This is a genomic window from Streptomyces sp. NBC_01314 (assembly GCF_041435215.1).
In the GTDB taxonomy this organism is placed as follows: Bacteria; Actinomycetota; Actinomycetes; order Streptomycetales; family Streptomycetaceae; genus Streptomyces.
The window spans coordinates 807,005-821,250 of sequence record NZ_CP108394.1 but is presented as its reverse complement, the minus strand read 5'-3'; the positions used below and the strand labels follow the sequence as shown (position 1 = coordinate 821,250).

Below are 14,246 nucleotides of genomic sequence, written 5' to 3'. Positions count from 1 at the left end.
TTCTTTCGACGGTTGGTTTCGCACTCAACCGCGTGGCGCTGTGGCGTATGTGGCGGATTCAGATTCGTTTTCAGGCCGTCGGGGCCGGCGGGATGAGCACCAGCTTTCCGAGGTGGCGTTTTGTGAGGAAGTCCTCCTGTGCTTGAGCGATGGCTTCCAGGGGGTAAGTGCGGGAGACAACCGGTCGTACTTCCTCGCGTTCGACATACTTGATCACGTTCTCGAACACTTCGTCCTCTTGGAACGTGCAGCCGAACACCGAGAGGTCCTTGAGGTACAGCGTGCGCAGATCGATCTCCGCGACCGGCCCTCCGATGGCGCCCGCGATGGCATAGCGGCCGCCGGGTCGCAGCAGGTCCAGCAGGCCCGAAACCTGAGGGCCGCCGACGAGATCGATCACCACGTCGACGGAGCCACCGCCAAGGGCGCTGACCACATCCGCACCGCGGTCAACGGTCCGGTCGGCGCCCTGCGCCATGACATCGGCGGCCTTCGTGGCCGAGCACACCGCGATGACGGTCGCGCCCCGGCGTCTGGCGAGCTGTACGGCGGCGAGTCCCACTCCGCCCGAGGCGCCGGTCACAAGCACCCGTTCCGCCCCGACCGCGGCCCGGTGCAGCATGTTCTCCGCGGTGGAGTAGGCACACGGCACGGCCGCGAGTTCCTCGTCGCTCCAGTCGCTGTGAACGGTGTACGTCTCTGCGGCGGGGGCAACCGTGAACTGTGCGAATCCGCCGTCGCATTCGCTGCCGAGGGTCCAGCACGCGAAGGGCCGGTAGTCGACGGGGGTGCGCAGCATGTTCCGTACGAGGACTCGCTCGCCGATGCGATCGCGTGAAACGCCCTCGCCCACGTCGGCGATGCGGCCGCAGACGTCCGCACCCTGGATGCGGGGGAATTCAAGGGCTTCGCCCGTCCACGTCGCGTCCGCGTCGTCGACGGCGTCGAAGCCCGCTGATCCCCCTTCGCCTGTCCCAGAGGCGATCGCTTTGGAGTACCAGCCGATACGGGTGTTCACGTCCGTGTTGTTGATCCCGGCGGCGGCGACCTGGATGAGCACCTCGCCCCTCTTGGGGTGGGGAACGGGTACGTCCGTCCGGTACTCGAGTTTCTCGAGCCCGCCATGGCCGGTGAGGAGGACGGCTGCCATCGTCTTCAACGACAAGTTCTCGCTACCCTTCGGCTTCGTCCACTCACAGCCCTCTGTCATGCGTCGATTCGGACGTCGCTCAACGGCTTGGAGCAGCAGATCAGGATCTTGTTCTGAGCGACTTCTCGGGGACGGATCCCCCCGTTGTGCTGCATGTCGACTTCTCCGGACAGCATGGTCGTCTTGCAGGTCCCGCACATCCCCGCGGTGCACGAGGCCGGAGGCCTGAGGCCGGCCGCGTAGGCCGCGTCGAGGAGGGTGCCGTCCGCGGCGCAGGTGACGGTGCGGCCACTGCGGACGAACTCGACGCTGTAGGTCGTAGGTGCGCCGGTTTCCTCGTCCGATGCGGGGGCGTGGTCACCCTCGTCGGCGCCGACGGCGTCGGGCGGCGTCGCGGCTCCGCCACCGTCGACAGGGGTGGGAACGCTGGAGGCCGGGAGGCTCTCGAAGGAGAAGCTCTCCTCGTGGTACCGGCGCATGTCGTAGCCGACTTCCCCGAGGATGCCCCGGATCGACGCCATGTAGCCGGCGGGCCCGCAGGTGTAGGTCTCGCGTTCGTCGAGATCGGGTGCGAGTGCCTGGAGCAGGGGCGCCGACAGGCGACCGCGCAGCCCCATCCACCGTTCCGAGGGATTGTCGTCCTCACACACATGGACGACCCGGATGTTCGGCATGACGGCGGTCATGGCCTCCAGCTCGCGGCGGAAGATGATGTCCGCCGGCGTGCGGGCGCTGTGCACGAAGAGGACGTCCGCGTCGGAGCCGAGGTCGTACATGGTCCGCGTCATGGACATGAGCGGAGTAATGCCGCTGCCGGCGGACAGGAACAGGTACTTCGGCGCCGGTGGGTTCGCCGGCGTGAAGCCGCCCAATGGTGCCTGGGCGGTGATGCGCGTGCCGGGGACCACGTTGTCGTGCAGCCAGTTCGAGACCGGGCCACCGGGGACGCGCTTGACCGTGATCGAGATCCGGTGCGGGCGCGTCGGTGGCGACGAGATGGTGTAGCAGCGAGTGAACGCCGCCCCGTCGATCTCGAGCTGGAGCGTGACGAACTGACCAGGGTCGAAGCTGAACGTGCGATGGCCGTCGGCCTCGAAGTGGAAGCTCTTGACGTCATGGGTGATCTCAAGGACCTTGCGGCACACCAGGACCGCCTGGTCCTCCTCACCCCAGCAGTCCGGAGCCCAGGACGGGGGCATCAGGCTGAAATCCGCCTGGGTCGCGAACAGGTCACCAGTGGTGACGACGGTGTCCGGGCCAGTTGCTGCGACCACCACTTGAACCTCCAGTAGCACGGTGGGCACCGATGGATGACTCGAAGCCGAACCCGCTGCGTCAGGTGAGCAGCGACTCGGTCAGGTAAAGCCTTCAGTTCTGCGCGGCCGGACTCAGATGCCTTCATCGGCAATTTTGTACCGCATAGCGCAACGTTCGTGTCATGCGAGACAAGAGTGGGTCTGTCGATCCTCGATTGTCAACAGACCTCGTCAGGGCGCCGAGGGAGTCCCTGGGTTGGGGCGCGATCGCCTGTTCGTCGCGGCGTCGCGGCTGCCGCGGAGAGCCCTCCGTCCTGTCCGGCGCGCGACCGACGAGCCGATGTGCGGGTGTTCGGTGAGCCGAAGTCGCAGGCGAAACCGCCAGGTAATCAAGCCTTTACCGCGCGGGTGGCCATCCATCGAAACCGCCAGGCCGGGAGCCCTTGACAGGCCATGGGGTCACTCCTAGCCTCGGTTCGCACAGTGCGATTGTCCCACTGTGCGAAACAGGGACTCGTCGTGAATTCTGATCATGAGTGGGAGATGTCCCGTGAACTTCTCGTCCGGCAATCCGGCATCGGCCCCTGACATCGCCGAGATGGTCGCGCGCCGAGCGGTCGGCTACAGCCTTGAGGCGCCCTTCTACACAAGCCAAGAGGTGTACGACCTCGACCTCGACGTCATATTCGGCAGGCACTGGCTGTTCGCCTGCACGGAGGCGGAACTCTCCGAGCCGGGCGACTACGTCACCCTGGACATCGGGCGGCAGTCGATCATCATCGTGCGGGACGACGACGAGAACGTCCGAGCCCTCCGCAACGTCTGCCGACACCGCGGCTCCCGGATCCTGGACGACCCGTGTGGTTCCGTGGGCAACCTGGTCTGTCCGTACCACCAGTGGACCTACCGCACGGACGGCAGCCTGATCCATGCCGAGGGCCAGGACCCCGCGCTCGACCGCAAGCAGTTCGGCCTCAAGCCCGTCAGTGTGCGCACCGTGGCCGGTCTGGTCATGGTGTGTCTCGCCGATGAGCCTCCCGCGGACATCGACGAGGTGGCCGCGGTCATCGAGCCCTACCTGGCGCCCTACCGGCTCCAGGACGCGAAGGTCGCGCACCAGATCGACCTGATCGAGGAGGGCAACTGGAAGCTGGTGGTGGAGAACAATCGCGAATGCCAGCACTGCGATGCCGGCCACCCCGAGTTGCTCACCGCCTACTTCCCCGTCGGCCTCTATGCAGGGGGCGACTACCCCCCGCGGATGCGTGCCGTTCTCGAGCGTTACCAGGCCGCCGAGGCCCGTCTGCACTCCGCCTGCGCGGCGACCGGCATGCCGATCGGCACGCATCGCGAGCTCGACGGCCGGCCCACCGGCTACCAGATCACCCACCTGCCGCTCGACGGCGCCGGCGCCTCCTTCGGGGAGGCGGGGGCGCAGGTCAGCCGCAAGCTGATCGGTGAGATCCCGGCCCCCGAGTTCGGCGACATGTCACTGCACATGCAGCCCAACTCCTGGTTCCACATGCTCAGCGACCACGCCGTCGTCTTCCGTGCCGTGCCTGTCGCGCCGGACAAGACGCTGGTGCGCACCACCTGGCTCGTGCACGCCGACGCCGTCGAAGGTGTCGACTACGACGTCGACTCGTTGACCGCCGTGTGGCGCGCCACGAACGATCAGGACCGGGCGTTCGTCGATCTGGTCCAGCGCGGTGCGAGCGACCCGGGATACGAGCCCGGCCCCTATGCGGGAGTCGAGGGTGACGTCGAGGCGTTCGACAATTGGTACATAGAGCGTCTACGTGAGCATCTCGGCATCAAGGATGGTCACCACGACCAGCTGACCCAGGTCTCAGGCCAGTGATCATCCACCAAGCACTCGAAGTTCGAGCCCCGTGATCTTCACGTGTCTGCGAGCCGAGTACGCACCACCACCGGCGACAGGAGTCCGGCATGAACGCGATTGTGGCCCATGAGACATACAAGGTCTTCGGTAAACGCCCTGAACGTGGCGTTGCACGCCTGCGCGAAGGGGCGACGCGTGAGGAGCTTCGTAAGGACGGCATCACCGCAGCGGTGATCGACGCGTCCTTCGAGGTGCGCGAAGGCGAGATCTTCGTCGTCATGGGACTGTCCGGCTCGGGCAAGTCGACGCTGATCCGCATGGTGAACGGGCTGTGGGAGCCGACGGCGGGCGAGCTGCTCGTCTACGGCGAAGACGTCGTCACCATGAATGATCAGCAGCTGCGACGCATGCGCCGCGAGAAGGTCAGCATGGTCTTCCAGCACTTCGCGTTGTTTCCCCATCGCACCGTGGGTGAGAACGCCGCGTACGGCTTGGAGATCCAGGGAATCGGCAGGGACGAGCGCGAGCGCAGCGCCAAGGAAGCACTGCGACTGGTGGGACTGAAGGGCTGGGAGGAATCACTTCCGGGACAACTGTCCGGAGGTATGCGGCAACGCGTCGGCCTGGCGCGAGCACTGGCGACAGGCACCAACATCCTGCTGATGGACGAGGCGTTCAGCGCCCTGGACCCCCTGATCAAGCGCGAGATGCAGGACCAGCTGATCGAGCTCCAGCACAAGCTGGGCAAGACCATCCTCTTCATCACGCACGATCTGAACGAGGCCATGCGCCTCGGGGACAGAATCGCGATGATGCGCGACGGGCGGATCGTCCAGATCGGCACGGCGGAGCAGATTCTCAACGCTCCGGCCGACGACTTCGTCGCCCAGTTCGTGCTGGATGTCGACCGGACGCGCGTGCTGACCGCCGGCGCCGTCATGACGCCACCTGTGGCCCTCGTCGGATCCGAGCTCGGACCCCGAGCCGTCCAGAAGCTGATGCGTGACCATCAGGCCGCGCGCCTCTTCGTGGTCGACCGGAACAAGAAGCTGTGCGGTGCCGTCGACGAAGAGGCGATCGTCAAAGCCGTACAGGCCGGCGCAGATTCCCTCGACGGCGTTCTCGACGACCAGGTGGTCAGTGTGTCCGTGCACGCCCACCTCTCCGAACTGCTGGCGGTGAGTGCCGACACCCCCAAGGCACTGGCCGTCGTGGACGACGACGGTCGTGTGGAGGGAGTGCTCGCCAGAGTCACGCTGCTCCACGCTCTGGGGCAGCGCGGCGCCGCACATCAGACCGGTAACGGCCAAGCCCCCGCACAGCAGGAACTCCACTCCGACAACGTCCGAACGGAGGTGAGTGCGCGATGACTGTGCTGTCACTGATCGATGTCCCCAAGCTCCGCGTCGGGGACGCGCTCCAGAACTTCTTCGACTGGCTCACCAATAATCTGGGTGGGTTCTTCGACGCGGTGAGCGATGTCATCGGCTCCGCCGTCGACGGGCTCATCAGTGTGCTCGAAGCTCCGGACCCCGTGATCCTGGCGCTGATCTTCGCCCTCGTCGGGTTGCTGACGAAGGGGTGGAAGTTCGCCGTCGGCTCCCTGCTCGGTTTGCTGCTCATCATCAGCATGGAGCAGTGGGCGGCCGCGATGCAGACGCTGGCGCTCGTTCTGGTCGCCACGGTGGTCGCGGTTCTGATCGCGATCCCCACCGGGGTGCTCGCGGCGCGCAAGCGGTGGGCGAGTGCGGCGCTCAGGCCGGTCATGGACCTGATGCAGACGATGCCCGCGTTCGTGTGGCTGGTGCCGGTCGTCACGCTGTTCAGCATCGGCGTCGTCCCGGGTGTCGTCGCGACGATCATCTTCGCCCTGCCACCGGGCGTCCGACTCACGGAGCTGGGGATCCGGAACGTGGACGCGGAGGTCGTCGAGGCGGCCCACGCGTTCGGCTCCACGCCCCGCCAGACCCTGTTCGGCGTGCAGCTGCCGCTGGCACTCCCGACGATCATGGCGGGCGTCAACCAGGTCATCATGCTGTCCCTCTCGATGGCGGTCATCTCCGGTCTGGTCGGAGCCGAAGGACTGGGTGGGCAGGTCACCACCGCCATTTCGACACTGGATCTCGGTCTCGGCTTCGAGGCAGGGCTCTCGGTGGTGATCCTGGCCATCTATCTGGACCGGGTCACGGCCTCCGTCGGACAGGGCATGGGCGGTGGGAGGCGCGGTTTCTGGCCTCGCAAACCTCGACCGCCCGCTCAGGACGAAGAGGATTCCACTCTCGACGGAGGTGAGAAGGAATCACCCGCAGTGGCGGAAATCGGGCCAGTGAAGATCGGCGGATAGGCCACTACGGCCGTCCGGTACGTGAGAGGAACAAGAACAACGATGGCGAAGCGAAGTAGAGCGGTTTCGATGCGGCTCGGTATCGCCGTGTCCGTACTCGCCCTGGCGGCTGCCGGCTGCGCGGGAAGCAGCGGCTCCGGTGGTGACGACAAGACCATCACGATGGGTGTGATCCCCGGATGGACGGACGAAACGAGCACGGCGTACCTGCTCAAGAACGTTCTGGAAAAGAACGGCTACACAGTAAAGATCACCAAGCTCAGTGACAACGCCCCGATGTACACGGCACTCGCGAACGGGGACATCGACCTGCTTTCCTCCGCCTGGCCGGAGCGTACGCACAAGTCCTACATGGACAAGTACGGCGACAAGATCGAGGACGTCGGCACGTACTACGACAACGCGGGGCTCTTCCTCGCGGTGCCCACCGACTCGGACATCAAGTCGATCGCCGATCTGCCCAGCCACGCGAAGGAGTTCGACGGCAAGGTCACCGGAATCGAGCCGGGCGCCGGTCTGACGAAGGCGACGCAGGACGACGTCTTCCCCGCCTACGGGCTCGACGGCAAGTTCAAGCTGGTGACCTCCTCGACGACCGCGATGCTCACGGAGCTGAAGAAGGCCACGACGGCGAAGGAACCCATCGTGGTGACGCTGTGGAAGCCGTTCTGGGCCAACCAGGCCTTCCCGGTCCGGCCCCTCGAGGACCCGAAGGGAGCGTTCGGCAAGCCGGAAGGCCTGCACAGCCTCGCTCGCGACGGATTCTCCAAGGACTTCCCGGACGTCACCGACATGATCAAGAACTTCAAGCTGACCGACGCGCAGTACGGCAGCCTGGAGGACGCCGTGGTCAACAAGTTCGGTCAGGGCAAGGAGCCGCAGGCCGTTCAGGCGTGGCTCAAGGAGAACCCGGACTACGCGCCGTCCCTGGAGAAGTACCTGAAGAAGTGACGCGGCTGCCCCGGTACGGCACTTCCTCACCATGAGGACCATGGGGCAGAGCGCCGTACCGAGGCCTGACCGTTCCACCGACCGGGCGGGACTCACCTGACGAAGCCCGCCACACACCCGTGAATCGTGCATCGCGCTCCACATCCAGGAGCAGGACGGAGTCACCTCACATGGCAGGCAACAAGGTCGTCGTCTACCAGGGGCCCGGCAAGGTCGGGGTCGAGGAGATCGACTATCCCAAGCTCGAACTCCCCGACGACGTGGTGAAGGGTCTGGGCATCAAGAAGGCGGCGCCGCACGCCGTCGTACTGAAACTCGTCACCACCAACATCTGCGGCAGTGACCAGCACATGGTCCGCGGTCGTACGACGGCCCCGATCGGTCAGACACTGGGCCACGAGATCACCGGCGAAGTGGTCGAGGTGGGTGACGACGTCCTCTTCGTCAAGGAGGGCGACATCTGCTCGGTGCCGTTCAACATAGCCTGCGGGCGCTGTCGGATGTGCGACGAGGGCAAGACCGGCATCTGCCTGAACGTCAACCCGGCCCGCGCCGGCGCGGCGTACGGCTACGTCGACATGGGCGGCTGGCTGGGCGGCCAGGCGGAGTACGTCATGGTGCCGTTCGCCGACTTCAACCTGCTGAAGTTCCCCGACCGTGACGCCGCGTTGGCCAAGATCCTCGACCTGACGATGCTGTCCGACATCTTCCCGACCGGCTACCACGGCGCCCACACCGCCGGCGTCACCACCGGCTCCACCGTGTACGTCGCGGGTGCCGGACCCGTTGGTCTCGCCGCGGCGTACTCCGCGCAGTTGCTGGGTGCCTCGGTCGTCATCGTCGGTGACATGAACGCCGACCGGCTCGCGCAGGCCCGGAGCTTCGGCTGCGAGACCGTCGACCTCAGCACCGGCAACAATTTGGCCGACATGATCGCGGAGATCCTGGGCGAACCGGAGGTCGACGCCGCCGTCGACGCGGTCGGCTTCGAGGCCCGCGGGCACGGGGCGGGGGCCGGCGAGGCTCCGGCGACGGTACTCAACGACATGATGACCGTCGCTCGCGCCGGCGCGTCCCTCGGCATCCCGGGGCTCTACGTCACGGGCGACCCGGGTGCGGTCGACGACGCGGCCAAGGTGGGACAGATCGGCGTACGCCTGGGCCTCGGCTGGGCCAAGTCGCACGTGTTCACCACCGGCCAGTGCCCGGTCAAGCGCTACAACCGGCAACTGATGAACCTCATCCTCGCCGACAAGGCGCACATCGCCAAGGCGGTCAACGCCGTCACGATCGGACTCGGCGAGGCGCCGCAGGGTTACCAGGAGTTCGACCAGGGCGCGGCGAAGAAGTACGTCATCGATCCGCACGGGATGGTGGCTGCCTGACTCCCGTTCATCCGGCGGCCACACAGCCGTCGTCGGGAAGGCCGTCCCCGGTGCACACCACCAGGCAACACATACGCAAAGGCACATGGAGGACACCGTGAAGGACGTGGTGATCGTCGGGGGCGGCATCGCCGGCCTGGCGGCGGCGTGGAGACTGCGCCACCGCGACATCCTGTTGATCGAGGCCGACGACCGGGTCGGCGGCAGGATCCGCTCGGAGGCCCGTGGCCCCTACTGGCTGAACTGGGGTGGCCACGTCTACGACGGCGGTCCCGCGTCGGCCACCCAGCGGCTGCTGAAGGACACAGGGTTCACGTCAAGGCCCGTGCCGGGGAACCTGACAGGCCTCAGCATGAACGGCCGACTGCTGCTCAGCGGTCGCGTGGAGACCTTCCCCTTCCGGGTCCCCATGTCGTGGGGTGACCGGGCGAGTCTGATCCGGGTGGGCGCGAAGGTCCGGTTGGCCGTGGCGCGCTACGCCCGGCTCGTCAAGCGCCGCCCGGGCGAGGACGAGGCCACCCGCCAACAGCGGGTCTACGACTTCATGAACGACCGTTCCTTCGCCGACTTCATCGGCACGCTCCCCGAGGACGCCGAGGCGCTCTTCAAGCCCACGGTGACCAGATCCTCCGCGGAGATGCACCAGATCTCCGCAGGGGCCGGCATCGGGTACTTCAACCTGGTCTGGAACATCGGCGCGGGACTGTCCCACAGCATCGACGGGGGACCCTCCACCCTGCTCGAAGGTATCGCCGACGCGCTGGGCGACCGGGTGCAACTCGGCGCCGCCGCCGAGGAAGTCGTGAGCAAGGGCCAGTCCGTCGTGGTGCGATACCGCCAGGACGGCGTCGAACGCGAGGTCGAGGCCCACAGCGTCATCCTCGCCACGACCGCGAGCGTGAGCCACCGCATCGGTGTCGACCTCGACGAAGACCTCCGCGAGGCACTCTCCCAGGTCAAGTACGGCCCGTTCGTGAGCGCGGCCTTCCTCACCGACGAGACCGAACGCCAGCCATGGGACGGCACCTACGCCATAGCCACCCCCAAGCGGTCGTTCAACGTGGTGCTCAACATGTCCAACAACGTGCACGGCCACACGCAGGAACGACAGCCGGGCAGCAGCTTCATGACCTTCTCCCCGGCCGCTCTCGCCCGCCACCTGCTGGAGCAGGACGACAAGACCGTCCTCGAGACCTACATCGACGATCTCGACCAGGTGCTGCCCGGCTTCGCCTCACACGTCGCCGAGGCGGAGGTGGCACGGTGGCCCGAGGCCTCGCCCTACTGCTTCCCCGGCCGAGGCCGGCTCCAGTCGACGCTCACCAGGAGCAACGGTCGGGTGATGCTGGCGGGGGACTACCTCGGCACCCAGTACACGGAGACCTCGGTGCACACCGCCTTCGCGGCCGCCCAAGCCGCGGAGAACCTCCTGGACGCCGACCAGCCCCTGCGCCGAGCCGCGTAGATGCCGCCGGACCCGACGCTGTCGTAGGTCCCCGCTTTCCTCCCCTTCCCCTTCCTCCCACATCTCCGACTTCACACCGAAGGTGCTTCCACCATGTCCTCACCCCTGCGCGGAGTCCTGTCCGCCCTTCTCACCCCCTTCGACGACAACGGCTCGGTCGACGAGGCGACTCTGCGACGGGTCGTCGACCGTAACATCGACGGCGGCGTCCACGGCGTCGTGGCCTGCGGCTCGACCGGGGAGTTCACCACGCTCAGCAACGCCGAGCGCCGCCTCGTCGTGGAGACCGTGATCGACCAGACCGCGGGCCGGGTGCCCGTGGTGGCGCAGACCGGCGCCCAGTCCACGAGGGAGGCCATCGAGCTCTCGCGCCACGCGGAACAGGCGGGGGCGTCCGTGCTGATGGTGGTGGCGCCGTACTACGAGCCGCTCACGATCGAGGAGACCAAGCGCTACCTCACGACCGTGGCCGAGTCGGTGAGCATTCCGATCATGCTCTACAACCTCCCGATCGCCACCGGTGTCAACATGACACCCACAATGGTCGGCGAGCTCGCTCGCGAGGTCGAGAACATCCAGTACATCAAGGACACCTCCGCCGACATCGCTCAGGCCGGGCAGCTGATCCACAATCACGGGGACGTCGTCTCGACCTTCGTCGGCTGGGACTCCCTGCTGCTCGCCGCGCTCTCCGAGGGCGCCGCCGGGGTGATGGCCGGAACCGCCAACGTCGTGGCGGCCCAACTGGTCTCGATCCACGCCGCCATGAGCGAGGGCGATCTGCACCGGGCGCGCGGCGAGTGGGAGCTGGTCTACCCGCTGATCGACGCGATCATGGCGGCGCCCTTCGCCCCCGCGGTCAAGACGGCGCTCGGCGCGACGGGCTTCGCGATCGGCGGCTCACGGCCGCCCGTCGCGCCCCTCGACCCCGAGGTGGCCGCGGCCATCTCGAAGCTGGCGGCGCCCCTCTCGTCATCGACGGTGAGCCAGGACGCCGCAGCCGTCTGACCCGCTCACTCGCGCGACTGTCATGGCCGGCCGCGTTCACAGCCCCGCAACCACCGAAGGAGTGGACATGTCCACCGAGGAGCCGACCATCGGCGTACGGCGTGCACCGGCCGCCACCAAGTTCGACCCGAAGGATCTGCCGCCGGCCGGGCATGTCATCGACGGCGCGTTTCGCGAGACCCCGACCGCCGAGCTGCTCGACATCGTCGATCCCGCCTCCGAAGAGGTGATCGCCCGGGTCGCGCTGGGCACCGAGTCGGACGTCGACCTCGCGGTCGCCGCGGCCGTGAAGGCCAAGGAACCCTGGGCGCGTCTCGTGCCCAAGGCGCGCTCGGAGATCCTGCACGCCATCGCCGACCGCCTCGCGGACAACCGGGACGTGCTGGTCCGGCTGGAGTCCGCCAACACGGGCAAGCCGATCTCGGTGGCCCGCGACGACGTCGACGGAACCATCGACACCTTCCGGTTCATGGCCGGCGCGATGCGCGCGACCACGACGATGGCGGCCGGCGACTACGCCGAATCCCACCTCTCGGTGATCCTGCGCGAACCGCTCGGCGTGGTGGGTGTCGTCACACCGTGGAACTATCCCCTCCTGATGGCGGCGTGGAAGATCGCACCGATCCTCGCCGCGGGCAACACCCTCGTGATCAAGCCCTCGGAACAGACGCCCCTGACCACGCTCAAGTTCGCCGAACTGGTCGCCGACCTGCTCCCCGCGGGCGTGCTCAACGTCGTGACGGGACTCGGTCCCGTCGTCGGTTCAGCCCTTGCCGAGCACGCCGACATCGACATGATCGCGCTGACCGGGTCGGTCGGCAGCGGACGGGCCGTCGCGCGTGCCGCCGCGGAAACCCTCAAGCGAGTACACCTCGAACTCGGCGGCAAGGCCCCGGTCGTGGTCTTCGAGGACGCGGACCTGGACCTGGTGGCGACCTCGCTGCGCGCCGCCAGTTTCTACAACGGGGGCCAGGAGTGCGGTGCCGCCTGCCGCGTACTGGTTCACGAGTCGGTCGCCGCCGACCTTGTCGACCGCCTGGTGGCACAGGTACGCGAGCTGAAGGTCGGTGACCCGGGCGCGGGCGACGACATCGAGGTCGGTCCGCTCGTGTCCAAGGCGCACTACGACCGGGTGCTCGCCCACCTCGACCGCGCGTCGGCCGAGGGAGCGCGCGCCGCCGTCGGTGGAGGCGCCTTCGACGGCACGGGCTACTTCGTCCAGCCGACCGTGCTCGTCGACATCCCCGTCGACGCCGCGTGCACCCGGGAAGAGATCTTCGGGCCGGTGGTGACGGTCGAGACGTTCTCCACGGAGGACGAGGCCGTCCTGCGCGCCAACAACGTGCCGCTCGGCCTGTCCGCGTCGGTCTGGACGAGCGACGCCCGCCGCAGCCACGACGTGGCCGCCCGGCTCGACTCCGGCACGGTCTGGGTCAACTCCCACCTCGTGCTCGCCAACGAGGTGCCCTGGGGAGGCTTCAAGGGCTCCGGGTACGGGCGCGACCTGTCGATCTACGCGCTCGACGACTACTCGCGTACGAAGCACGTCATGCACTATCACGGCCGCTGATCTTCCGTCGTCACCAGTGCCAGGGTGACTACAGGCCTTCGTGAACGCAGAGGCGCCCGGCAGTACTCCGCCGGGCGCCTCTGACCGTTGCCTGGCCGGGCCCCGGGTCGGCGGGCCACGGTCCGGTGGCGGACTCGCCGCTGCGCCAGGTCACCGATGGCCCACACGACACAGGACACACGACACGATGGCGGGTCCGCTGCCGAAGCCGCTGCCATCGGGCATCCGGGGCCGCTGAACCGACGGCAGGGATGTTCCTCCCCTGCCCGTCGACGAGTCTGCCGACAGGTGTTGTCCTCGGCCGTCGACAGTACGACTCAGCCGGCTTTCCGATACCCGTTTCGCTCCGAGATCTCCGCGGCGGCCGACAGCAGGTGTTCGACTATGCCGGGAATCGTGTCCTCGTTGATGCGGAACGCGGGACCGGAGACCACCAGGGTGGCGGCGACCTGACCGTCGTGCGCTCGAATCGGCGCCGCGACGGCCGCGAGCCCGATCTCCTGTTCCTCGTCGACTCGGGCATAACCGAGTTTGCGCACGGTCTCCAGCTCGCTCGCCAGGACGTCCGGATCGACAATCGTGTGCGGGGTGAGGCGTTCCAATTCTGCGTCGAGGTAGGTCTGCAGTTCGGTGCGGGGCATGTACGCGAGAAAGACCTTGCCGGCAGAAGTCGGGTGCAGAGGGTGACTCTGTCCGACCCGGTTCACGATGGTGAGTGAGTCCGAGCCGTTCACCTGGTCGATGGAGACCACTGTGCGGCCCTCGTGCACCGCGACGATGATGGTCTCCTTCAGTTCCTCCGCGAGGCGGTTGCACACGACACGACTGATCACGGTCAGATCGTGCTGCTTGTTCACTCCCTCGGCCAGGCGCAGGACGCCGTAGGCCAGGCGGTACCCACCTCGCGTGGAGGCCTGCTCGACCAGCCCTCTGGCCTCCAGAGTCGCGATCAGCCGAGACACCGTTGACTTGTGTACGGAGATCTCGTTGGCGATTTCTGTGACGCCGGCCACGCCGCGCTGGGAAAGTACCTGCAGGATCGAGATCGCCCTGTCTACCGAATGGACCGAATTGTCTCGTCCTTGCCTGCGCCCGTCGCTCACATGGCACAAGATACAGAGTCGTCCACTCCCTGAGGAAATCTGTCATAACAATTGAGCCGTTTTAAGGCTTTCTGTTCTTTCTGGGTCACGCCGCTCGAGCCGAGGCGCGTTTCCTCAATACGGCCGCAGCCGCCCTCGCGCCTGACGTCGCTGTTCGAGGAGGGCACCGGT

11 protein-coding genes are annotated in these 14,246 nt (G+C 67.1%); 8 read left to right on the top strand and 3 right to left on the bottom strand.

The window, feature by feature from the left end:
- Positions 1-70: 70 nt before the first annotated feature.
- Positions 71-1,165 (bottom strand): alcohol dehydrogenase family protein, encoded by a 1,095-nt coding sequence (locus OG622_RS03760; RefSeq protein ID WP_371573257.1) that lies wholly within the window; start codon positions 1,163-1,165, stop codon positions 71-73.
- A gap of 41 nt (positions 1,166-1,206) precedes the next feature.
- A complete protein-coding gene (locus OG622_RS03755; RefSeq protein ID WP_371573255.1) occupies positions 1,207-2,424 on the bottom strand; it encodes a 2Fe-2S iron-sulfur cluster-binding protein in 1,218 nt (405 codons plus the stop codon).
- Positions 2,425-2,956: 532 nt separating this feature from the next.
- On the opposite strand from OG622_RS03755, the gene OG622_RS03750 reads away from it, so the two are divergent.
- From OG622_RS03750 to OG622_RS03715, 8 genes are all read left to right on the top strand, one after another.
- Positions 2,957-4,267, top strand: coding sequence for an aromatic ring-hydroxylating dioxygenase subunit alpha (locus OG622_RS03750; protein ID WP_371573253.1), 1,311 nt, complete (start codon positions 2,957-2,959; stop codon positions 4,265-4,267).
- Positions 4,268-4,356: 89 nt separating this feature from the next.
- Complete coding sequence (locus tag OG622_RS03745) at positions 4,357-5,619, top strand: glycine betaine/L-proline ABC transporter ATP-binding protein (RefSeq protein WP_371573251.1); 1,263 nt, start codon at positions 4,357-4,359, stop codon at positions 5,617-5,619.
- A complete protein-coding gene (locus OG622_RS03740) occupies positions 5,616-6,593 on the top strand; it encodes an ABC transporter permease (RefSeq protein ID WP_371573249.1) in 978 nt (325 codons plus the stop codon). Before OG622_RS03745 ends, OG622_RS03740 begins: the two co-directional genes overlap by 4 nt.
- A gap of 42 nt (positions 6,594-6,635) precedes the next feature.
- Positions 6,636-7,544 (top strand): glycine betaine ABC transporter substrate-binding protein, encoded by a 909-nt coding sequence (locus OG622_RS03735; RefSeq protein ID WP_371573247.1) that lies wholly within the window; start codon positions 6,636-6,638, stop codon positions 7,542-7,544.
- A 170-nt stretch (positions 7,545-7,714) separates the two neighbouring features.
- Positions 7,715-8,929, top strand: coding sequence for a formaldehyde dehydrogenase, glutathione-independent (fdhA, locus tag OG622_RS03730; protein ID WP_371573245.1), 1,215 nt, complete (start codon positions 7,715-7,717; stop codon positions 8,927-8,929).
- 85 nt (positions 8,930-9,014) lie between these two features.
- Complete coding sequence (locus tag OG622_RS03725) at positions 9,015-10,394, top strand: FAD-dependent oxidoreductase (RefSeq protein ID WP_371573243.1); 1,380 nt, start codon at positions 9,015-9,017, stop codon at positions 10,392-10,394.
- A gap of 93 nt (positions 10,395-10,487) precedes the next feature.
- Positions 10,488-11,402 (top strand): 4-hydroxy-tetrahydrodipicolinate synthase, encoded by a 915-nt coding sequence (gene dapA / locus OG622_RS03720; protein WP_371573241.1) that lies wholly within the window; start codon positions 10,488-10,490, stop codon positions 11,400-11,402.
- Between the two features lie 67 nt (positions 11,403-11,469).
- Positions 11,470-12,972, top strand: coding sequence for an aldehyde dehydrogenase family protein (locus OG622_RS03715; protein WP_371573239.1), 1,503 nt, complete (start codon positions 11,470-11,472; stop codon positions 12,970-12,972).
- A gap of 317 nt (positions 12,973-13,289) precedes the next feature.
- Here the strand turns inward: OG622_RS03715 and OG622_RS03710 are convergent, their stop codons facing one another.
- Entirely contained in the window at positions 13,290-14,075 is a 786-nt protein-coding gene (locus OG622_RS03710) for an IclR family transcriptional regulator (protein WP_371573237.1), read from the bottom strand.
- Positions 14,076-14,246: the final 171 nt, after the last annotated feature.

Excerpts from the sequence above, each read along its gene's own strand:
- OG622_RS03715 (WP_371573239.1), top strand. The coding sequence starts at position 11,470 with ATGTCCACCGAGGAGCCGACCATCGGCGTACGGCGTGCACCGGCCGCC.
- OG622_RS03745 (WP_371573251.1), top strand. The coding sequence starts at position 4,357 with ATGAACGCGATTGTGGCCCATGAGACATACAAGGTCTTCGGTAAACGC.
- OG622_RS03725 (WP_371573243.1), top strand. The coding sequence starts at position 9,015 with ATGGAGGACACCGTGAAGGACGTGGTGATCGTCGGGGGCGGCATCGCC.
- dapA (WP_371573241.1), top strand. The coding sequence starts at position 10,488 with ATGTCCTCACCCCTGCGCGGAGTCCTGTCCGCCCTTCTCACCCCCTTC.
- fdhA (WP_371573245.1), top strand. The coding sequence starts at position 7,715 with ATGGCAGGCAACAAGGTCGTCGTCTACCAGGGGCCCGGCAAGGTCGGG.
- OG622_RS03740 (WP_371573249.1), top strand. The coding sequence starts at position 5,616 with ATGACTGTGCTGTCACTGATCGATGTCCCCAAGCTCCGCGTCGGGGAC.
- OG622_RS03735 (WP_371573247.1), top strand. The coding sequence starts at position 6,636 with ATGGCGAAGCGAAGTAGAGCGGTTTCGATGCGGCTCGGTATCGCCGTG.